This is a genomic window from Streptomyces sp. NPDC008092 (assembly GCF_042957285.1).
GTDB lineage: Bacteria > Actinomycetota > Actinomycetes > Streptomycetales > Streptomycetaceae > Streptomyces.
Window position 1 is genome coordinate 577,002 of sequence record NZ_JBIBHY010000003.1, and the last position, 20,390, is coordinate 597,391.

The 20,390-nt window shown below is 70.8% G+C and carries 20 protein-coding genes; 11 read left to right on the forward strand and 9 right to left on the reverse strand.

The window, feature by feature from the left end:
• Positions 1 to 178: 178 nt before the first annotated feature.
• Together ACFZB3_RS11885 and ACFZB3_RS11890 are read left to right on the forward strand one after the other, a co-directional pair.
• A complete protein-coding gene (locus ACFZB3_RS11885) occupies positions 179 to 1,639 on the forward strand; it encodes a hypothetical protein (protein WP_391373396.1) in 1,461 nt (486 codons plus the stop codon).
• Positions 1,636 to 3,954 carry a glycosyltransferase gene (locus tag ACFZB3_RS11890; RefSeq protein ID WP_391373399.1) on the forward strand — a complete coding sequence of 773 codons (2,319 nt, stop codon included), beginning with the start codon at positions 1,636 to 1,638 and terminating at the stop codon, positions 3,952 to 3,954. Before ACFZB3_RS11885 ends, ACFZB3_RS11890 begins: the two co-directional genes overlap by 4 nt.
• A gap of 121 nt (positions 3,955 to 4,075) precedes the next feature.
• Here the strand turns inward: ACFZB3_RS11890 and ACFZB3_RS11895 are convergent, their stop codons facing one another.
• Positions 4,076 to 5,410 carry a polysialyltransferase family glycosyltransferase gene (locus ACFZB3_RS11895; RefSeq protein ID WP_391373402.1) on the reverse strand — a complete coding sequence of 445 codons (1,335 nt, stop codon included), beginning with the start codon at positions 5,408 to 5,410 and terminating at the stop codon, positions 4,076 to 4,078.
• Entirely contained in the window at positions 5,407 to 6,384 is a 978-nt protein-coding gene (locus tag ACFZB3_RS11900) for a glycosyltransferase family 2 protein (RefSeq protein ID WP_351715083.1), read from the reverse strand. Before ACFZB3_RS11900 ends, ACFZB3_RS11895 begins: the two co-directional genes overlap by 4 nt.
• Before the next feature lie 198 nt (positions 6,385 to 6,582).
• Here ACFZB3_RS11900 and ACFZB3_RS11905 point away from each other — a divergent pair, with 198 nt between their 5' ends.
• From ACFZB3_RS11905 to ACFZB3_RS11920, 4 genes are read left to right on the forward strand one after another with little or no spacing between them, the layout of a single operon-like run.
• Positions 6,583 to 7,905, forward strand: a complete 1,323-nt coding sequence (locus ACFZB3_RS11905) for a DUF6716 putative glycosyltransferase (protein WP_391373405.1) — start codon at positions 6,583 to 6,585, stop codon at positions 7,903 to 7,905.
• 56 nt (positions 7,906 to 7,961) lie between these two features.
• Positions 7,962 to 9,212 carry a cytidylyltransferase domain-containing protein gene (locus tag ACFZB3_RS11910; RefSeq protein WP_391373408.1) on the forward strand — a complete coding sequence of 417 codons (1,251 nt, stop codon included), beginning with the start codon at positions 7,962 to 7,964 and terminating at the stop codon, positions 9,210 to 9,212.
• Positions 9,213 to 9,227: 15 nt separating this feature from the next.
• The gene (locus tag ACFZB3_RS11915) at positions 9,228 to 10,163 is read left to right on the forward strand and encodes an N-acetylneuraminate synthase family protein (protein WP_391373411.1); all 936 of its coding nucleotides are present in this window, start codon (positions 9,228 to 9,230) and stop codon (positions 10,161 to 10,163) included.
• A gap of 47 nt (positions 10,164 to 10,210) precedes the next feature.
• On the forward strand, positions 10,211 to 11,350 hold the full coding sequence (locus tag ACFZB3_RS11920; protein ID WP_391373414.1) for a hypothetical protein: 1,140 nt from the start codon (positions 10,211 to 10,213) through the stop codon (positions 11,348 to 11,350).
• A 208-nt stretch (positions 11,351 to 11,558) separates the two neighbouring features.
• On the opposite strand, the gene ACFZB3_RS11925 is transcribed toward ACFZB3_RS11920, so the two are convergent.
• From ACFZB3_RS11925 to ACFZB3_RS11935, 3 genes are all read right to left on the reverse strand, one after another.
• Positions 11,559 to 12,548 (reverse strand): zinc-binding dehydrogenase, encoded by a 990-nt coding sequence (locus tag ACFZB3_RS11925; protein ID WP_391373417.1) that lies wholly within the window; start codon positions 12,546 to 12,548, stop codon positions 11,559 to 11,561.
• Positions 12,549 to 12,642: 94 nt separating this feature from the next.
• Complete coding sequence (locus ACFZB3_RS11930) at positions 12,643 to 13,344, reverse strand: TetR/AcrR family transcriptional regulator C-terminal domain-containing protein (RefSeq protein ID WP_391373420.1); 702 nt, start codon at positions 13,342 to 13,344, stop codon at positions 12,643 to 12,645.
• A 58-nt stretch (positions 13,345 to 13,402) separates the two neighbouring features.
• On the reverse strand, positions 13,403 to 14,416 hold the full coding sequence (locus ACFZB3_RS11935; RefSeq protein ID WP_391373423.1) for an aldo/keto reductase: 1,014 nt from the start codon (positions 14,414 to 14,416) through the stop codon (positions 13,403 to 13,405).
• Between the two features lie 87 nt (positions 14,417 to 14,503).
• On the opposite strand from ACFZB3_RS11935, the gene ACFZB3_RS11940 reads away from it, so the two are divergent.
• Entirely contained in the window at positions 14,504 to 15,397 is an 894-nt protein-coding gene (locus tag ACFZB3_RS11940) for an AraC family transcriptional regulator N-terminal domain-containing protein (protein WP_391373426.1), read from the forward strand.
• Positions 15,398 to 15,497: 100 nt separating this feature from the next.
• Positions 15,498 to 16,004 (forward strand): carboxymuconolactone decarboxylase family protein, encoded by a 507-nt coding sequence (locus tag ACFZB3_RS11945; protein ID WP_391373429.1) that lies wholly within the window; start codon positions 15,498 to 15,500, stop codon positions 16,002 to 16,004.
• A gap of 115 nt (positions 16,005 to 16,119) precedes the next feature.
• On the opposite strand, the gene ACFZB3_RS11950 is transcribed toward ACFZB3_RS11945, so the two are convergent.
• The 3 genes from ACFZB3_RS11950 to ACFZB3_RS11960 all read right to left on the reverse strand — a co-directional run bounded on the left by ACFZB3_RS11950 (position 16,120) and on the right by ACFZB3_RS11960 (position 17,516).
• Positions 16,120 to 16,320: a hypothetical protein gene (locus tag ACFZB3_RS11950; RefSeq protein WP_391373432.1), complete on the reverse strand. Its 201-nt coding sequence runs from the start codon at positions 16,318 to 16,320 to the stop codon at positions 16,120 to 16,122.
• A gap of 114 nt (positions 16,321 to 16,434) precedes the next feature.
• Positions 16,435 to 16,674 (reverse strand): DUF397 domain-containing protein, encoded by a 240-nt coding sequence (locus ACFZB3_RS11955; protein WP_391373435.1) that lies wholly within the window; start codon positions 16,672 to 16,674, stop codon positions 16,435 to 16,437.
• On the reverse strand, positions 16,674 to 17,516 hold the full coding sequence (locus ACFZB3_RS11960; RefSeq protein ID WP_391373438.1) for a Scr1 family TA system antitoxin-like transcriptional regulator: 843 nt from the start codon (positions 17,514 to 17,516) through the stop codon (positions 16,674 to 16,676). Before ACFZB3_RS11960 ends, ACFZB3_RS11955 begins: the two co-directional genes overlap by 1 nt.
• Before the next feature lie 193 nt (positions 17,517 to 17,709).
• Between ACFZB3_RS11960 and ACFZB3_RS11965 the strand changes: the two genes are divergently transcribed.
• The 3 genes from ACFZB3_RS11965 to ACFZB3_RS11975 are packed head-to-tail and all read left to right on the forward strand — an operon-like array spanning position 17,710 to position 19,574.
• A complete protein-coding gene (locus ACFZB3_RS11965; RefSeq protein ID WP_391373441.1) occupies positions 17,710 to 18,117 on the forward strand; it encodes an ATP-binding protein in 408 nt (135 codons plus the stop codon).
• Positions 18,117 to 18,641, forward strand: a complete 525-nt coding sequence (locus ACFZB3_RS11970; RefSeq protein WP_391373444.1) for a hypothetical protein — start codon at positions 18,117 to 18,119, stop codon at positions 18,639 to 18,641. Before ACFZB3_RS11965 ends, ACFZB3_RS11970 begins: the two co-directional genes overlap by 1 nt.
• A gap of 39 nt (positions 18,642 to 18,680) precedes the next feature.
• Positions 18,681 to 19,574 carry an alpha/beta fold hydrolase gene (locus ACFZB3_RS11975; RefSeq protein ID WP_391373446.1) on the forward strand — a complete coding sequence of 298 codons (894 nt, stop codon included), beginning with the start codon at positions 18,681 to 18,683 and terminating at the stop codon, positions 19,572 to 19,574.
• Positions 19,575 to 19,601: 27 nt separating this feature from the next.
• Here ACFZB3_RS11975 and ACFZB3_RS11980 read toward each other — a convergent pair whose 3' ends face one another.
• Entirely contained in the window at positions 19,602 to 20,258 is a 657-nt protein-coding gene (locus ACFZB3_RS11980) for a methyltransferase domain-containing protein (RefSeq protein WP_391373449.1), read from the reverse strand.
• Positions 20,259 to 20,390 lie beyond the last annotated feature (132 nt).

The window sequence follows — 20,390 nt, forward strand, 5'->3', positions numbered from 1 at the left end:
CACCTGGGGGAATCATAGGAAGTGCGCGGTGAACCTGCTAACCATTCTCTTACCAGTCGGTGTTCGTTAACCATATAGTCGTTTTGGCTTCCTAGTTTCTCCATCCATCCCCCCGGTGCGGGTCACCTCACCACACACAGCGATTACACAAGCTTTGCTTGGCAAAATCAGGAGAGCTATGACGAGGGTCCAGAACAGGCGGGCACCTGCGCGCGGAGGGGAGCTGGACGACTGCCTGCACGCCTGCGCTGTGCACAGCGGCAAAGTGGTCGGCAGCCTCGACCGCCGTCGCGCGGAGCTGGCGGAGCAGCTGCGCAAGCTGCTGGTGGTCGTCGCAACCGAAGGCACCACCACGCCCGCGCCCGCCTCGGCCGGCGGTGCGACGGCGCTTCTCAAGCGCGCCGTCAAGGGCGCCGCGAGCCCCTCGGGCGGGATCAACAACGACCTGCTGGACGCTCTGCTCGCGGTCGCCAACAAGGCCCTGGAGTGCGGTTACAACGACGAGCTGAACCTCGCCCTGGTGATCAGCGACACCGTCCTCGCCCAGCGCAAGAACTCCCGCGCCGGCTGGCGGCTGCGCGCCCGCATCCTGGAGGGACTCGGCGAGGAGCGCGAGGCCGTCGAGGCCTACGAGCGCTACCTCGACCTCACCACCGACGACGGCTTCGGTGTCGCCAACCGGATATCCGGCATGCGTCGCGCCGCCGAACGCGAACGCGAACTGCTCGACCTCCTGAAGCGCCAGGTCCCCGCCGCCGCGGACCACGCCCGCGGGCCCTCCACCGCCACCTGGGCCGAGGGCCTCGCCCTGCAGGCCGTCGGCGACTGGCGGGCCGCCGAGCCCCGCCTGGTCGGCGCGCTGCTCGCTCTCGCCGAGGACGAGGCGCCGGTGAACGACCGGCAGGAGCTGCTCAGCCAGTACCTGGACCTGCGCCTGGCCGAGGGCAACGACGCCGGCATCGCCGAGGCCGTCGCGCTCTACTCCGAGCAGCGCCGGGTCCGGATGCGCGGCCCGGTCGCCAACCCGACCGTCGACGGCGTGCAGTGGATCAGCCTCGGCGAGTTCCGCAACCAGATCGCCGGCAAGTCCGTGTGCCTGATCGCCAACTCGGGCCGGGTGGGCGCCGGCGGCATCGGCAGGCAGATCGACGACTACGACCTGGTCGTGCGCTTCAACTCGTACAAGATCGACCCGAAGCACACCGGCGAGCGCACCGACATCCACGTCAGCATCCACAAGCACGCCTTCAACTGGGAGAAGCCGGTGACCACCCGGCTGATCTTCGGCGGCGTCTCGGGCGACTGGAAGCACTCGCTGCGCAACAAGCTGGTGCCCGGCGCGCAGAAGTTCCTCGGCGACGAGTCGCTGCGCTGGCCGATGCGGAACATCGGGCAGATCAGCACCGACACCTGGTCGGGCATCCCGACCTCCGGGTTCAACATGCTGTGGCTGCTGGACTTCCTGGACGTCAGCCCGACCCTGGACCTGATCGGCTTCGACTTCTACGAGAGCGGCGCCTACCGCGTGCAGGAGGCCATGAAGCTGGCCATCACCTCCGTGCACGAATACACCAGCGAGAAGGACTGGGTCATGCAGCGGGCCCAGAGCGTGACGGACATGAGGATCTCCCTGCGATGACGACCACCTTCACCTCGGCGGCCCCGAACACCGACGCGAGCGCCCTCACCAAGAAGCGCCGGATAGCCTTCGCGTCCTACGTGGACGAGAACTACCTGCCCGGCTTCCTGGTCCTGCTGCGCAGCCTCGCCCTGTCCAACCCGGGCGTCTGCGAGGACTTCGTCGTGCTCTACGACGACCTGCGCCCGGCCTCCATCGCCAAGATCCGTGCCCTGCACCCGCGGATCGTGCTGCAGCGGGTCAACGACACGCACTACGACTCGTACGTCAAGGGCGACCAGGACAACTACCTGGTCCGCAAGGCGTACTTCATCCTCGACATCTTCCGGCTGCGCGACTACGACACGGTCATCACCCTGGACACCGACATGGTCGTCCTCGGCGGTCTCGGTGAGCTTCTGGAGCTGCGCGAGGGCCTCGCGGCCGTGCCCCAGTTCTTCTACGGGCAGCACAAGCTGAACTCCGGCCTTCTGGTGATCCAGAAGGAGTACCTGTCCGACGAGTTCTGCGCGAAGATCGACAAGACCGGCCGCAGCGGCGACTACGAGCTGGACAAGCACGACCAGGGCATCCTGAACGCCGTCCTGGACGGCGACTTCGTCCGCCTCGACGCCAAGTACAACTTCGTCAAGCGGCGGCTCTCCGGCGACCTCCCGGTCCCCGAGGACACCAAGATCCTGCACTTCACCGGGCGTCACAAGCCGTGGCAGGGCGGTGAGTCGGGCTACGCGCAGGCCGAGGACCGCTGGCGCGAGTTCGAGATGACCGACGCCGAGTTCCACGCGGCCTACTTCGCCTCCTCCGGCGGCCTCCACCACGACCTGGTCGTCCACTTCGGCGCCCCGCACGTCAAGCGCACCGGTGACGTCGAGATCGCCCGCAAGGTGGCCGCCGCGCACATCGCGTCCGGCGACTACCAGGACGCCGTCGACGTCATGAGCAGCGTCCGCATCCCGCTGGACGAGGCCTGGCCGCACGAGGTGCTCGGACACGCCCTGATGAGCGTCTCCCGCATCGAGGAGGCCAAGACCCAGCTGCTGCTCGCCTCCGCCGCCCCCAACCGGGCCGCGACCGCCTTCGCCCGGCTCGCCCAGATCGCCTGGGTGTACGGCGACAACACCGAGGCCCTGCGGTACGCCACCGCCGGCCTCACCGTCGACCCCACGCACCGCTCCAGCCGCCTGTGGGCGCAGCGCGCCGCCGCCGTCCCCTCCCAGGAGCAGGGCAGCGCCGAGGACCAGCTGGCGCACGTCGCGTTCTACATGGACCGGCAGGGCAACGCGGGCGACAAGCTGCTCCCGGAGACCGTCCGGCTCGGCTTCGGCCCAGACACCACCTCCCGGCGCTGGCACTCCGTGCACGCCCACCGCTACTTCGACAAGGCCGCTCTGGAGCGCGTCAACGCCCGCCGGGGCCTGGTCATCGGCGGCGGCGGCCTGTTCATCCCGGACACCATGCCGAACGGCAACAGCTCCTGGCAGTGGAACGTCCCGGACGAGCACCTGCGCGCCATCGACGTCCCGATCATGATCTACGCGGTCGGCTTCAACGCCTTCGACGGCCAGTCCTACCGCGCCCGGCGGTTCAACGAGAGCCTGCGGCTGCTGGTCGAGAAGTCCTCCTTCTTCGGCCTGCGCAACCACGGCTCCATCGCCAAGGTCCGCGGCATGCTCCCGCCGGAGCTCCAGGACAAGGTCGTCTTCCAGCCCTGCCCCACCACGGTCATGCGCCAGCTGGTGACCGGCTGGACCGACCCGGCGTACCGCGAGGACACGGTCATGCTCAACGCGGCCTACGACCGCGCCGGGCTGCGCTTCGGCCACGACTACGGGCACTTCCTCGCCGAGATGGCCAAGGCCGTCCGCAAGATCGGCGAGCACACCGAGGTCAAGTGCGTCGCGCACTCCCTCGACGACGAGAAGATCGCCTTCGACCTGCGCCGCGAGCACGGCATCTCGCTCCCGGTGATCCCGATGTACGACTTCTCCAACGACGAGATCCGCGAGACGTACGCCAAGACCCGCCTGGTCATCGGCATGCGCGGGCACGCCGGCATGATCCCGTTCGGTGTCGGCACGCCGATCGTCTCGCTGATCTCGCACCCGAAGATGGCGTACTTCCTGAACGACATCGAGCGGCCCGAGTGGGGCGTCTCGGTGCACGAGCGGGAGCTCGGCGACATCCTCACCGAGCGCGCGATCGGCATCCTCGACAACCACAGCCGGACCGTCGCCGACGTGCACGACCGGCAGGAACAGCTCTGGAAGGTCACCCAGGAGAACCAGGCCACGATCAGGAAGATCCTGGGCCGGTAACGCCGAAGGGGCGGGCCCGGAAACCCGGACCCGCCCCTGATCGGCGGCGCAGCCGCCGTCCGGGGGCGCGGGGAACTGCGCGCCCAGCCACGACGGCGCCGCAGACGAAGCGACGCGGAACCTACTTCCGCACAACCCGCCGCAGGTTCCGCGCCTTACGCGCCATCCGGCGCACCGTCGCGTTCCGCAGCGGAAACGTCAGCTGCGACGGCACCCCGCCGGGCAGCCCCAGCGAGGTCAGCCGCTTGCGCTTGAAGTAGCGAATGGTGGTGTCGTTCAGATGCTTCGTCAGGTACCGCTCGGTCTCCCCGCGCAGCTGCGGGTAGATCTTCGGCTGCATGGCGAAGCCCACCGCGCGGATCAGCTCGCCGAGTGCCTCGACGCTCAGCCGCGGCCGCTGTGCCTCGACCGCCTTGCGGTCGGTGAGCTCGGGGATCAGCGCGTCGACGACGGTGACCGGGACGCGGTTGCTGTTCTCGTACGGCGTGAGCTTGTCGAGCAGCGTGTCGGTGCCGACGCAGGCGGTCGGCAGGCCGTACAGCGCGGACGCGGTGAGCAGCGCGGTGGAGAAGCAGCCGACGACCAGGGCGGGACGCATCCGCTGGTAGAGCACCTCGGCGAGGACCGTGGTGTCCAGGACGGTGAGGTCGACCTTGAGCTTCTCGGCCTCCTGCTCCAGGGTGCGGGCGAACCGGGCCGGGGCGGAGGGGTGCGGCTTGAAGACGACCTTGGTGTGGCCGAGTTCGACGGCGCCCCTGAGCATCCGGACGTGCAGGTGCTCCTCCTGCTCGGGGGTGAGGATGCCGAGCGCGGAGAGGTACTGGCCGAGCAGCAGGGCCGGTTCGTCGATCTCGGGCAACTCGTCGCCGCTGGGCGCGAGTTCGGCGAGCACCTTGGTGAAGGCGGCGGTCGGCACGACCTCGCCCTCGACACCGAACTCGGTGAGCAGCATCGGCTTCAGGCCGGGCACCAGGTCGAGGTGGAGGACCCGGTCGACGCGGGTGCCGACCAGCGGGTCGATCTTGTTGCGGGTCGGGCCGTAGCTCATCAGGCCGTCGGCGTAGACCGTGACCGGGGCGCCGGTGAAGATCTGGGTGAGGCTCTGCGAGGGGTTGACCTGGATGGACTCGACGGCGAACTCGACGTCGTCGTCGCCCAGCTGCCACTCGTGGCGCAGGAAGCGTTCCCACAGCGGGAAGTCGTCCGGCCGGGGGGCCCAGCCGCCGGGGTGGAACGGGAAGATCGTCTCGTTGTACGAGATCACGTCGTCGAAGCGGTCGCGCAGCCGCTCGAAGCCGGGCGCCTCGTCCAGGCCCGGGGTGGTCTCGGGGGTCGCCGCGTTGTTGCAGACCAGCAGGATGCGCCGGTCGGCCGGGCGGAAGGCGCCGGAGTCCAGGGCGGCGGCGAGGGTGGCCGTGCCGTAGAGGGTGGACGCCTGGAAGATCTGGGTGGTCACGCGGCGGCTCCCGCGGGGGCGGGACGGCGGCGCAGCCGGCGCAGCTTGGTGGCGCGCTGGAGGTCCATGGAGTCCAGGGCCTCGTCCAGCACGTCCTGAGGCATGCGCCGCAGGGCGGCCGCGCTCATGGATTTCAGCTTCTTCGCCACCGCGGGCTCGAACCTTTCGATGGATCCCAGGTGATGGGAAATGATGGCGCAATACGTGCGGACGGCCTTCGGCAGGAGTTCCTTCGCGTCGGCGTCCTGCGCCGTTTCCTCGATCACCTGGTCGAACGCGCGAATGAAATCGAGCTGACGGACGTCGCCGATCTGCGTGAGTGACGAGGCTACGCCACGCCGGTAGAAGACGCCGAGCAGGTTCACCGCGGCGAAGGACCCGGCCTCCCGGTGCAGCTTCCAGATCCACGGCCGGTCCTCGGCCGTGCGCAGCCCGTCCGTGAAATGCACGAGCCCCTTGTCCACCAGACGGCGGTGGTAGACGCCCGCCCACGCGTAGGCGTAGTCGACGGAGGTGGACCGGTCGGCGGGCAGGATGGCGTCCCGCGGGTTCATCACGACGTTGCGGCGGCCGACGGGCACGCGGGTGACGACCCGGGCACGCGCGGTGCACTGCACATGATCGGTGCGGACGAAGTCGCAGCCCAGCGACTCGATGGCGTCGACCAGTTGCGGGTAGTAGCCGGGCGCCAGCCAGTCGTCGCCGTCCAGGAAGGTGACGTACTCGCCGCGTGCCTTGTCGATCCCGGTGTTGCGCGCGGTGGCCAGCCCTCCGTTCAGCTCGTGTCTGACATGGACCGCGCCGGGGAGCTCGCGCTCGGCCCGCGCGAGAATCTCTGGTGTCCCGTCGGTCGAGCAGTCGTCGACGAGAATGAATTCGAAGTCCTCACGCGCGTTCGCGCGCAGGCTCCTCAGGGTGTCGGGCGCGTATTGCTGCACGTTGTAGAACGGCACGATGACGGAGAGCTTGACCACGTGGAGGACGTTAGGCGGACGCCCGTCATCCGTCTTGACTGTCGCCTTGAATCCAGGTGAACGACGCGTGGCGAAGCTGTGAACCAGGCAATTTTGATGGCTTATCCCGAGCTGATTCGCCATCCGGAGATGTGTTGTTAACCTTTTGTTGGATTCGGGTTCGGGAGTTCCTCGGAATGGCTTCCTAGCGTCTTCGACGTGCCAGCAAGTGCAACGAAGTCCCTGCGGGTGGCCGTCCTGGCGGATTCCGACACTCGGTGGAAGTGGGGAGCGCTCACCGCGAAGCGCCTGATTCCCAACGAAACCGACAATCCGGATGTCCGGCTCGACGGCTACCTCCTGCGTGGCCGTGCCACCCCCACCGCGCGCCAGCTCCAGGAGGTCGGCGTCCACGCGGACTCGCTCCGCGAGGTGACGGCCGTCGAGTTCCTGAGAGAGATGGAACAGGAGTCCTTCGACATCCTCGTCCTCTCCCTCGTCGGCGGCGGCACGCAGGCCATGCTGCACGGGCTGCGCAGCGCCTGGGCCGGCCGGGAGAAGCGGCCCGTCGTCGTCACCGGCTACGTCGGCGTCGTCTACGAGAAGCTCGCCGACGGCCTGCTGCTGCGGCACGGCGCGGACCTGGTCCTCGCCAACTCCCGCCAGGACGCCGACCGGTTCCGGGCGGTGTACGACGGGGTCGGCGCCGACTCCTCGTCGGTGACCGAGGTCGCGCTGCCGTTCCTCGGCGGGGCGCCCTACGAGGGCGAACACGACCCGTACACCGTGGTGTTCGCCGCCCAGCCCTCGGTCCCGGAGAGCCGCAAGGACCGCACCTACCTGCTGAACCGGCTGATCGAGCACGCCCGCAGGCACCCCGAGCGGGAAGTGCTGCTCAAGCTGCGCTCCAAGCCCGGCGAGCACACCACCCACATCGAGGAACTGCCGTACCAGAAGCTGGTTCAGGGCAAGGACGTGCCCGCCAACTTCAAGCTGGTCTACGGCCACATGGGCGAGGTGCTCGACCGCACCGACCTCCTGGTCACGATGAGCTCGACGGCCGCCCTGGAGTCCCTGCACCGCCGGATCCCGACCGTGGTCCTCACCGACCTCGGCATCCGCGAGGCGCTCGGCAACCACCACTTCGTCGGCTCCGGCTGCCTCGCCTCCTGGGACCAACTCGACGCCGGACACCGCCCGGTGCCCGACGCCGAGTGGGTCTCCCGGCAGGGCGTCGCCGCCGACGGCAGCTACGCCACCGCCTTCGACGCGGGCCGCGAGCGCATCGCGAAGCTGCTCGCACGGCCCGGCGGGCTGCCGCCCCTGAACCCGTACTACACACCCGAGACCGCGTCCGGTTACCTGCCCGGCATCCTGGCCCGCCACCACCTCGGCCCCGACGGCGTCCCGCTTCCGGGCGCGCCCGCCGCCGACAAGGCCCCGGGCCCCGTCCGCCAGATCGTGCGCCGGGCCGCACGCGGCGCCTACCGCCACGGCGTCCAGCGGGTGGCCCCCGTGATCCGACGAATGGGAGAGCTGTGAGCGACCGGATCCCGCGCCAAGGAGCCCCGCTCCAAGCGTCCGAAGGAACAGAGCCGATGTCCCACCCCGAAGGGGCCGCAGTGCCCCGCGTCCTCGCCGTGATCCCCGCCCGGGGCGGCTCCAAGGGCGTGCCCGCCAAGAACCTCGCCCCGGTCGGCGGCGTCCCGCTGGTCGCCCGCGCCGTCCGCGAGTGCGTCGCCTCCCGCCTGGTCACCGACGTGGTCGTCTCCACCGACGACCAGGCGATCGCCGCGGCCGCCCGCTCGGCCGGCGCCGAGGTCGTGCTGCGCCCCGCCGCCATCGCCGGCGACACCGCCACCTCCGAGGCCGCCGTCCTGCACGCCATGGACGCCCACGAGGCGCTGCACGGCGCCACCGTCGACGTCGTGCTGCTCGTGCAGTGCACCAGCCCGTTCATCGTCCGCGAGGACATCGACGGGGTGGCCGGCGCGATCGTCCAGAACGGCGCCGACACCGCGCTGACCGTGGCCCCCTTCCACGGCTTCGTCTGGCGCGACGAGGTGCACGCCCCGGTGCCGGTCGGCGCCGACGAGGCCACCGCCAGCGGCGGCTTCGGCGTCAACCACGACAAGTCGTTCCGCCCGCGCCGCCAGGACCGCCCCCAGGACTTCCTGGAGACCGGCGCCGCCTACGCGATGCGCGCCGACGGCTTCCGCGAGCACCAGCACCGCTTCTTCGGCCACACCGAACTGGTGCGGACCGACCCCGCGCGCGTCCTGGAGATCGACGACCCGCACGAGCTGGCCCGCGCCCGCGCCCTGGCCCCGCTCTTCGACGCGGACCGCCCCGGCGCGCTGCCGACCGCCGACGACGTCGACGCGGTCGTACTGGACTTCGACGGCACCCAGACCGACGACCGGGTGCTGATCGATGCCGATGGAAAGGAGTTCGTCTCCGTGCACCGCGGCGACGGACTCGGCATCGCCGCCCTGCGCAAGAGCGGGCTGAAGATGCTGATCCTCTCCACGGAGCAGAACCCGGTCGTCGCCGCCCGGGCCCGGAAGCTACAGATTCCGGTCCTGCACGGCATCGACCGAAAGGACCTCGCACTCAAGCAGTGGTGCGAGGAGCAGGGCATCGCTCCCGAGCGCGTGCTCTACGTCGGAAACGACGTCAATGACCTCCCGTGCTTCGCCGTCGCCGGCTGGCCCGTGGCGGTCGCGAGCGCCCACGACGTCGTACGCGGCGCCGCACGCGCGGTCACCACCCTCCCCGGTGGTGACGGCGCGATCCGAGAGATCGCCAGCTGGATCCTCGGCCCCTCTCTCGATTCCCTCCCGAAGTAAGGACACCCCACAGTCATGAGCAACTCCCGTCTGCGCCAGTTCGGTTCCCGTGAGGTCGGCCCCGGCAAGCCCGTCTACATCTGCGGCGAGATCGGCATCAACCACAACGGTGAGCTGGAGAACGCCTTCAAGCTGATCGACGTCGCCGCCGAGGCCGGCTGCGACGCCGTCAAGTTCCAGAAGCGCACCCCGGAGATCTGCACCCCGCGCGACCAGTGGGACATCGAGCGCGACACCCCCTGGGGCCGCATGACCTACATCGACTACCGCCACCGCGTGGAGTTCGGTGAGGACGAGTACCGTCAGATCGACGAGTACTGCAAGAGCAAGAACATCGACTGGTTCGCCTCCCCGTGGGACACCGAGGCCGTCGCCTTCCTGGAGAAGTTCGACGTCCCCGCCCACAAGGTCGCCTCCGCCTCCCTGACGGACGACGAGCTGCTGAAGGCGCTGCGCGCCACCGGCCGCGCGATCATCCTCTCCACGGGCATGTCGTCCCCGAAGCAGATCCGCCACGCGGTCGAGGTCCTCGGTTCCGAGAACATCCTCATGTGCCACGCCACCTCCACCTACCCGGCGAAGGCCGAGGAGCTGAACCTCCGCGTGATCAACACGCTGGAGAAGGAGTACCCGAACGTTCCGATCGGCTACTCCGGCCACGAGACCGGCCTGCAGACCACCCTCGCCGCGGTCGCGCTCGGCGCCACCTTCGTCGAGCGCCACATCACCCTCGACCGCGCCATGTGGGGCTCCGACCAGGCCGCCTCCGTGGAGCCGCAGGGCCTCACCCGCCTGGTCCGCGACATCCGCATCATCTCCGAGTCCCTCGGTGACGGCGTCAAGAAGGTCTACGACTCCGAGCTCGGCCCGATGAAGAAGCTGCGCCGCGTCACCGGCGTCGTCGCCGAGGCGGAGATCGCCGCGGCCGCCGGCGAGCCGGTCCAGGTCTGAGCCCGAATCTGACTGATGTGTTACGACGACGGGACGGTCGTACGTCGATGAGCCCCCGCGCCGGGAACACCGGCCCCCACACACTCGCGTTCGTCGAGAGTCCGGTGCAGTTGCTGAACGTGCTGGAGTGGGCGCATGTCCACGCCCTGCGCGGGTCGGCGGACCCCGTGCCGACCGTACCCGGACAGGTACGGCGCCCGGCATCCGGCATATCTGCACCCGGCGCGGAACTCACGATCGTCGTCCTGTCCCCGACGGACCCGATGACCCGGGGCCAGCTGCGCCGCATGGCGGACCTGGCCCGGGACGAGGGACACCGGGTCCGCTGGGAGGAAGCACGGGGCGGCACCACCGCCCCCTTCCAGACGATCGGCGGCCTGGCGGGTTCCCTCCGCCGGGCCGACCGCATCGTGATGGGAGACCCGTTCTCCCGCTACGTACAGCTCCTGCTGACCATCACCCGCGCCCGTGACCTGGTCGTGGTCGACGACGGCACCGCGACGATGGAGTTCGTCGCCCAGCTGGCGCGCGGCGAGCGCCTGGTCCGCTGGCACCGCAAGGGCGGCCGGCCCGGCGCCCGTGACCTGCTCTTCGCGCCGGTCTCCTCCTCCGCCCGCCGCCGCCTCACGCCGAGCGCCCGCCGCCGCGTGGAGGTCTTCTCCTCCATGCCGATGACGGAGACGCCGACCGGGGTGACGGTCACCGCGAACGACTTCGGCTGGACCCGCGCCCGCTTCGGCCCGCCGCGCATCACCAAGGGCGCCGACATGGTGGGCACCTCCCTGGTGGAGACGGGCGTCGTGGACGGCGACCGCTACCTGGAGGCCGTCCAGACCCTGGCCAAGGCGCACGGCGCGACCCGCTACTTCGCGCACCGCCGCGAGAGCACCGAGAAGCTCCACCGCCTGGCGGCCGAGACGGGCCTGGAGATAGTCCGTCCGGACCTCCCCCTGGAACTGATCGCCCGCCGCGGCCCCATCGGCCGTACGATCCTCAGCTTCCCGTCGACCGTCGTGCACACCCTGCCGCTGGCCCTGGTGGGCACGGGCGTCCGCGTGGCCGTCTGCGACATCGACCCGACCTGGCTGACCGAGAACGCCTCCCCGCGTGCCCAGGGCTTCCTGTCCGGGGTCACGGGCACGGCGAAGGACGTCCACCGGCTGGCGGCGGTGACGAGCCCGGCCTGACCCCCGGCCGCCGCCAACGGTCCGCTGTCCCTGTCCGCTGTCCGGTCAGCCCAGCGGCAACGTCGGATGCGAGGGGTTGCCGTCGGGTGAGGTGACGGTGGTCGTGCTGCCGTCGTCGGCTCCCCGGCGGTGAACGCCAGGCGTGCGGAGGCACGGTGCACGGCATGTGCGCGTCGGGCGCGTCCTGAGCGCCACGTGATCGACGACTTCAGGCGACGGTGATCACGGCCTTGCCGCGGGCGTGTCCCTGCTCCACGTGCCGTACGGCCGCGGCCGTGTCCGCCAGCGGGTAGGTCCGGTCGACCACCGGGGCGAGCCGGCCGGCCTCGACGAGGGCGGTCACGGCGAGCAGGTCCTGGTGGACGGGCCCGTCCGGGACCGTGGGGACGAGCGGCCGCAGCCGCTGCCGGACGAACGGGTCGGCCGCGACGACCCGCAGCATCGAGCCCATCGCTCCGAAGACGTGACCGGGCGAACCGCCGCCGTTGGCCACCAGCGTCCCGCGCGGGGCGAGGGCCCGGCGCAGCCGGCGGAGCGGACGGCCGCCCACGTTGTCGAGGATCAGGTCGTAGCGCTCGCCCCGGCCGGTGAAGTCCTCCCGCCTGTGGTCGACGACGTGCGCCGCGCCCAGCGAGCGCACCAGCTCGGCGTTGCGTGCGCTGCACACGCCGGTGACCTCCGCGCCGAGGTCCACGGCGATCTGTACGGCGCAGGTGCCGATGCCGCCGCCCGCCCCGTTGACCAGCACCCGCTGCCCGGCCTCGGCCCGGCCGACGGTCCGGATCCCGCGCAGCGCGGTCACCGCCGCCATCGGCAGGGCCGCGGCCTCCTCGAAGGTGAGCCCGGCGGGCTTCGGCACCAGCAGGCCGGGGGTGGTGACCGCGAACTCGGCGAAGGCGCCCGGACAGAAGCCCAGCACCTCGTCGCCGGGCCGCAGCCCGGCCACCCCGGCGCCGACCGCCGCCACCTCCCCGGCCGCGTCGATCCCGGCCACCCGGGACCTGGGCCGGGTCAGCCCGACACCTCCCAGCAGCCGCGCCACGTACGGGTCGCCGCGCAGCAGATGCCAGTCGTACGGATTGACGGCCGCCGCCCGGACCCGCACCAGCACCTGGCCCGGACCGGCCGACGGCGACTCGATCTCCGCCGCCCGCAGCACGTCCGGCGGCCCGAACCGCTCCTGCACGATCGCCTTCATCGGGATCTCCCCCCTTGTGGTGTACGGCGTACACCCCCTTGAGGGCAAGGTAGGCGTACGGCGTACACCCGTCAAGGTTCCGGGGGACCGGGACTCAGGCCGCGGTCAGCAGCCGCTCAAGGCCGTCCAGCGTCAGGTCCAGGGCGAACTCGAACTCGAACTGGTCGTCGCAGCCGGAGCCGACGACCGACTCCGGGTCATGGGCCACCGCCATCGCCAGCTCGGCGAGGTGCGGGAACCGCGCGGCCATCTCCTCGGCAGGCAACGCGTCCGCGTCGGGCGCCTGTCCGGGCCTGTCCTCGAACAGCTCCTGCGAGAAGCCCAGCAGCCGGCTGCCCATCACGTGCAGCGCGTGATGGACCAGCCCGACCGGGAACCCGCCGGCGCGGAAGATCCCGACCATCGAGTCCAGGTATGCCAGGAGTGCCGGGGTCGGGGTGGCCCGGGCCTTCGTCCGCGCCTCGATCACCTCGGGCGCCCAGGGGTGGCGCAGCAGCATCCGGCGGGCCGACAGCACCCGCCGCCGGACGGCCTCCTTCCAGCCGACACCGTCGGCCGGCGGATCGATCTCCCCGACGAGGACGTCGATCATCCCGTCCAGCAGCTCGTTCTTGTTGGCCACGTGCTTGTACAGCGCCATGGGGACGACACCCAGCGCCTGCGCGATCCGGCGCATGCTGAGCGCGTCGACGCCCCCGTCGTCGGCGAGGGCGACGGCCGCGTCCAGTACCCGCGTCCGGCTCAGGGGCACCCGCGGCCGCTCGACGGCACCGGCCTGCGTGGCGATCTCGACCAACCCCTCTCACCGGCCCTGCGCCGAATCTACAGGGCCCGCCGGACGCGGGAGGGTCCGGTCACTGCCAGGTCGGCATGACCGCGGCCGGGTAGCGGGAACCGGCCGCTCCCCGCGGCAGGATCTCCTGGATCCGGGCGAGGTCCCCGGGCGTCAGGTCGACGTACGCGGCGGCCGCGTTCTCCTCGACCCGGTGCGGGCTGCGGGTGCCCGGGATGGGCACGATGTCGTCGCCCTGCGCGAGCAGCCAGGCCAGCGCCAGCTGGGTGACCGTGGCGCCCTTCTCCTCCGCCAGGGCGGTCAGCCGCCGCACCGCCGCGACGTTCTGCTCGTAGTTGCCGGGCCGCCAGCGCTCGTCCATGGTGTGCCGCATGTCGTCGGCGTCGTACTCCGCGGCCGGCTTGACGGCGCCGGTGAGGAAACCCCGCCCGAGCGGGGAGTACGGCACGAAACCGATGCCCAGTTCCCGGACCACGGGCAGGATCTCGGCCTCCACGGCCCGTTCGAAGACCGAGTACTCGGTCTGGAGCACCGAGACGGGGTGGACGGCGTGGGCGCGGCGGATGGTCGCGGGCCCGGCCTCGCTGAGCCCGAAGTAGCGGACCTTGCCTTCGGCGATCAGCTCGCCGACCGTACCCGCCACGTCCTCGATGGGGACGTCGGGGTCCACGCGGTGCTGGTACAGCACGTCGATGCGGTCCGTGCCCAGGTGCCGGAGGCTGTTCTCGGTGACCTCCCGGATGTGCTCGGGACGGCTGTCCAGCGCGTGCCCGATCCGCGTCGGATCGGTGAGGTCGAAGCCGAACTTGGTCGCGATCAGGATCTCGTCGCGGAAGCCCTTCACCGCGCGCCCCAGCAGCTGCTCGTTGCTGCCGGTTCCGAGGCCGTACAGCTCGGCCGTGTCGAAGAGGGTGACGCCGAGTTCGTGAGCCCGGTGCAGGGTGGCGATGCTGCTCCGCTCGTCCGGGGTGCCGTACGCCATCGTCATGCCCATGGTGCCGAGACCGATCGCCCCGGCCGTGAGGCCCTGGGTGCCGAGGGTGCGCCGGGGAAGGTGTGAGGTGTGCTCTGTCATGCCGTCGACGCTACGGACGGGCCGCCCGGGAGGCATGGGCCGTCGCTCGCATAGGATTGCCTGATCCTCTCAGGGACGGAGCGTGCTGTGCTGGACCGACTCGTCGCCGCCATCGACCGCCACTGTGTCGCCTCGGGCACGGACACCGAGGTTCCCCGGCTCTCCCTCGCCGCGGTCGACGAGCCCGTCGAGCCCGCCCACCTCCTCTACGAACCCGCGATCTGCTTCGTCGCCGCAGGCACGAAACGCACCACCGCCGGCGAGCTGGTCCGGGTCGCCCGCCCCGGCGAGATGCTGCTCACCACCATCGACCTGCCCGTCACCGCCGACCTGGAGCAGGTGCCGTACCGGTCGGCGTCCCTGCGTCTCGACAGCGAGGCGTTCGCCGAACTCCTGGTGGAACTGGACGAGGCGGCCCGCCCCGCCCCGGCGCCCACCTCCGCGCACGTCGCCGCCCCGATGCCGCCCGAACTCGCCGACGCGGTCACCCGCTGGGTCCGGCTCCTCGACGCCCCCGACGACATCCGTCCCCTCGCCGGCCGCATCGAGAGCGAGATCCTCTACCGGCTGCTGCGCAGCTCCCTCGGCCCCGTGCTGCGCCAGTGGTCGCTGGCCGACTCCACCACGACCCGGGTGCGCGAGGTGGCCCGCTGGATCCGCGCCCGTTACGCGGAGCCGCTGACCATCGACGAGATCGCCGCGGTGGCGCACATGAGCGCGGCCGGCCTGCACCGGCACTTCAAGGCGGCCACCGGCATGAGCCCGCTCAGGTACCAGAAGCACCTGCGCCTCCAGGAGGCCCGGCGCCGGCTGGCCGTCGGCGACGCCACGGCGGCCCAGATCGCCCAGGCCGTCGGCTACCTGAGCGCCACCCAGTTCAACCGCGAGTACCGCACCGCGTACGGCCTCCCGCCGATCCAGGACGCGGCCCGCCTGCGCGCCGGACCGGCCCGGACCGCCCCCGCGCCGACGGGACTGTGACCGCGCTCACGCCGTCCGCCGTCACATCTCCCTCCCCGGTTCCGTCAGTGCGGTGACAGCAACACCGAAGCGCTCACCAGCACGCACCGAGGAGACGGCGATGGCAGCACGTTCGATCACGGCAGAGGTCCCGACGGCCCCGCGGATGTCCGACGACCCCGCGCAGCTCGTCCCCGAACTGGCGGACGTGTCCGCGGCGCTCTTCCGGGCCACCGGCAACGGCTCGGTACCGCGCCCCACGATCAGCCTGGTCCAGCTGCGGGCCGGCCAGATCGTCGGCAGCACGTACCTGACGGTCCTGCACACCGGTTTCCTGCGGAAGGCCGGGGAGCCGGAGGAGCGGATCACGTCGGTGGCGTCGTGGCAGGACTCGCCGTACTTCACGGCCCCGGAGCGCGCCGCGCTCGCCCTGACGGAGGCGGTGCTCCAGCCCCCGGCGGCCGGCGAGCGGGTCCCCGACGACCTCTACGCCCGGGCGGCCGAGCTCTACGAGCCGAAGGCCCTCGCCACCCTCATGTTCGTGATCGGCCAGGTCGGCTTCTTCATCCCGATCGCCCTGATCGCCAAGCCGGTACCGGGGCGGGCCTTCAACGCGCCGTGGAAGTGAGCCGCTGGTTCGGATGAGCCGGCCGCCCCGGTCGTGAGAGTGTCGTACTCGTGATCGAGTTCTCGGCGAAGGGTGTCGGCCGGTTCGTGCTGCACCGCTCCGGCGGTGCGGAGACCTACCGCCTCGGGTCGGCCGACATGTTCGCCCTTCCGGACGCCGCCACCGGCACGGTCTCGCTGTGGTTCGAGGCCGCCACCGACTCCGGCGGCCCCACCGCCGGGTTGGCCGTGGAACTCGCGGAGCTGCGGCCGGACCGGCTGGTCGGCAGCGTGCACGCGGTACCGGGCACGGCGACGGACGCCGAGGACTCAAGCACGGCGCTCTTCTACCTCCACGAACACCAGCCCCTGCGCCACAACGAGCTCCGGATCCTGGCACGCGACGGCGACCGCTTCCACGTCCACTGGACGGCCGTCACCGCCGACCCGGTCTATCCCGGCACCGAGCCGGCCATGCGCGTCGAGATCGAGGGGGAGTTCGCGTTTCCGGGGCTCTTCAGCGCTTCGACCAGGGAGATGAAGGCCGCGGGCGCGAAGGTGAGGGTGCCGGCGGCGGGGTCCTTGGAGTCGCGGACGGATATGCGGGTGGGGGAGTTCGCTATCTCCACGCAGGAGTCGCCGTCGCCGAAGCTTGAGTAGGACGACTTCTGCCACCGGACGGGGATGGACATCAGAGTTCCTTCGCCACGCGGTTGATCAAGTCTCGTGACTTGTCGGGGTTGAGCGACGCGGCTTCCAGTTTACGGAGAAGCGTTCGAAGGGCGCCGAGTTGGACGGCGGAGTCGACGTACGCCGCGCCGTTGGGCCCGTCCCGCACGACGGTGTCCAGCCTGGATACGGCACCGCCCGCGTACAGCATGGCGCTCGCGGCGCCCGCGAACCCTTCCTCGGCGAAGGGGATGACCCGCACGCTGACGTTGTCCGCCTCGGAGACCTCCAGCACCTCGCTCAACTGGGCTCGCGAGGCCGCTCGGTCGCCGACCATGATGCGCAGCGCCGCCTCATGGACGATGGCGTCGAACGGCGTACCGTCGAGGACTGCCTTGCGTCGCATCCGGTGCTCCACACGCGACTTCAGCTCCGTGTGGGGCAGTTCCGGGATGCGGTAGGCGTAGACGGCACGGGCGTAGTCCGCTGTCTGGAGCAGGCCGGGGATGTACAGGAACTGCGCCTCCCGCAGGAACGTGGCGTGGTGCTCCAGTTCGGCGAGATCGAGAAAGGGTGCCGGCAGCAGGCCCTGGTAATCCTCCCACCAGCCTCGCGTGCGGTCCTTCGTCATGGCTGCGAGGGCCTCGATCAACTCGCCGTCGGAGCAGGAGTAGTTGGCGGCGAGCAGCCTTAGCCGTTTCTCGCTCACCCCCGCCAGTCCCGACTCGATCTGGCTGATCTGCGGTGCGTTCACCCCGAGCAGTGCGGCAGCCTCCCGCGAGCTGAGGCCCGCCGTCTCCCGCAACCTGCGCAGCTCGACCGCCAAGCGCAGCTGGCGCGCCGTTGGCTCGACTCTCTTTGCCACCGACGGGGCCTCCCCATACGCCTTGACGCGCGACTCGTTCGGGGTCAGATTACGCGACCGGCTTGCGGGATCGAAATGTTGCCCCCTACCTTCGGTGACGTAGTGCTCACGCTGTGGAAGTGCACCGCACCGTTGCCGTGCGGCGATGCCACCGTGCGTGAATTCCCCTTCACCTGACCGGAGTTGATGACGCATGTCCGAGACCTGGGATTACACGCTCTACGTCCCCAACGACCCCAGAGCGGTCACCGTCTGTCGCCGCACCCTGCGTCTGGTCCTGACGATGCACGGATTGATCGGTCTCGCCGACACCGCGGAGCTGCTGGCTGCGGAGTTGGTCTCCAATGCCGTGCGGCATACGAAGGGGCCGGCCGCGCTGCGGGTGCGGCGTTCCCTGGAGGGGGTGGTGTGGATCGGGGCGTGGGATGCGGATCCTGTGCCTCCGGAGCCGCCGGGGTCGTTGGAGGCGGTGGCGGGCCTTGAGGAGGCGGGGCGGGGGCTGGGGCTGGTGGTGGCGTGTGCGGACTGCTGGGGCTGGCAGCCGTCGTCCCGGTTCGGGGAGCGGGGGAAGTACGTGTGGTGCGAGCTGGGGGTGGCGTGATGGTGGGGGCGTCGCATGAGGCGTCGCACCGGATCTTCCAGAAGGATCCGGGGCTGCTGACGCATGCGTTGCAGCGGGCGCTGGGCGTGCCGTTTCCCGAGACGAGGGAGATCGCGGCGATGAAGTCGCTGGCAGCCGCCCTGAAGACCATCGACCGTGACAGTGCCGCGGTGTTCGTGCAGTTCGTCGACTCGTGCCTGGTCGATTCCCGGGCGAAGCAGATGTGGAGGGACCTGATGACGGCGATCCAGTACTTCTGGCGGCATCCGCTGGCGGAGCAGGTGCGGGAGGAAGGCCGCGAGGAAGGCCGGGAGCAGGGGCGGATCCAGCAGTGCGCCGAGATGGTGCTGCGAGTCCTGGAATGGCGTGGCATTCCGGTGAGCGACTTGGTTTCGGGAACAGGTGGACGCCTGCACCGAGATGGAGCAGCTGGAGATCTGGGCCCAGCGCGCGGTGCACGTCACCGATGCCGCGGAGCTGTTCGCCGGGGAGTGATCGCCGGGAGGGGCGGGCCCGGTCGGTAATTCGGGTGCGTCGGTCGGGGGGCCTGGCAGGATCCGGGTATGCCGATCATCGACGTGTCGCCCGGAGTGTCCATCGCCTACGACACCTTCGGCGACCCCTCCGACCCTCCGGTGCTGCTCGTGATGGGCTTCGGTGCCCAGATGATCGCCTGGCACGACGACTTCTGCCGGGCGTTGGCGGGGCGGGGCCGCCATGTGATCCGTTACGACAACCGTGACTGCGGGCTGTCCAGCAGGTTCGACGACCACCCCGTCGACGTCGGCCGGTTCGTCGCCGCCGTGAGTTCGGGGGACGTTCCCGCCGCCGTCGCGATGGTCCCGTACGGACTGCGGGACATGGCCGACGACGGGTTGGGCCTGCTCACCGCGCTCGGGATCGGGCGGGCGCACGTGGTCGGGGCGTCGATGGGCGGGATGATCGCCCAGACGATGGCGGTCACCCGGCCGGAGCGGGTGCTGACGCTGACGTCGATGATGTCCTCGACCGGGGAGAGCGAGTACGGGCAGTCCACTCCCGAGGCGCGGGCGGTGCTGTTCAGCCCGAAACCGGCGGACCGCGAGGGGTATGTCGCGGCGGCGGAGCGGGAGCTGGTGTGGGCGTCCAGGCGCTACGGCGACCCGGCGGTGCTGCGGGAGCTGGCCGCCCGCAGCTACGACCGGGCCTACTACCCCGCCGGGACCGGGCGGCAGCTCGGCGCGATGATCCTCGCCGGCTCCCGCGCGGAGGCGCTCCGCGGGCTCCGGGTGCCGACCCTGGTGATCCACGGCCTGGACGACACCCTGATCGGCGTCGACGGCGGCCGGCGCACCGCGGAACTGGTGCCCGGCGCCGAGCTCCTCCTGGTCCCCGACATGGGCCACGACCGCCCGCGCGAGCTCTGGCCCGAGCTCATCGACGCCCTCGTGGCCCACACCGGGCGAACGGGGTCGTAGGCCCCCGGGGCCCCCGGGCCCGTCCGCTCAGCCCGGCTTGCGGGCCAGGACGAACGCCCGGGGCCTCGTCTCCGGCTCCAGGGGTTCGCGGATCAGGGTCGCCGCCACCTCCAGGCCCGCCTTGACGAGCATGTCGCTGACCGCGTAGGCGGGGCGCCAGTAGTAGTGCAGGTCGATCTCGTGGCCGAAGCGTTCGGTGAGGTGGAGGCCGGGCGTGTCGGCCTTCTGGAAGGACAGCAGCACGTGGCCGCCGGGGACCAGGACGCGGTGGAAGCCGGCGAAGGTCGCCGGGAGGTGGTCGTCCGGGACGTGGATGATCGAGTAGAGGGCGAGGATGCCGCCGAGGGTCTCGTCGGGCAGGTCCAGGGACGTCATGGAGCCCCGGTGGTAGCGCACGGCGGGGTGGGCCTCGCGGGCCAGGTCGACCATGGCGGGCGAGAGGTCGATGCCGAAGGTCTGGACGCCCAGGTCGTTCAGGTGGGCGGTGATGTGGCCGGGGCCGCTGCCCAGGTCGGCCACGGGGGCGGTGCCGTTCGCCTTCACCAGCGCGGCGAAGGCGGCGATCATGGACATGTCTACGGGTAGGTCCGGGACGCCCGGGAAGGCGGCGGAGTAGTCCTTGGCGATCGTGTCGTAGGACGTACGGGTGGTCTGTATGAAGTCGGTGGTCTCCGGGTCCGTCACGGTCGCGCAGGCTACCGGGCGGGCGTGGCCCGCGTGGCGAAGTCCCGGTTGCGGCTCGGTCCCGTTCCGGTGGGTGGACAGGACCGGCGTGATCGTCGCCGGGCGTGGTATGCGTGGAAGAGGAAACATAGG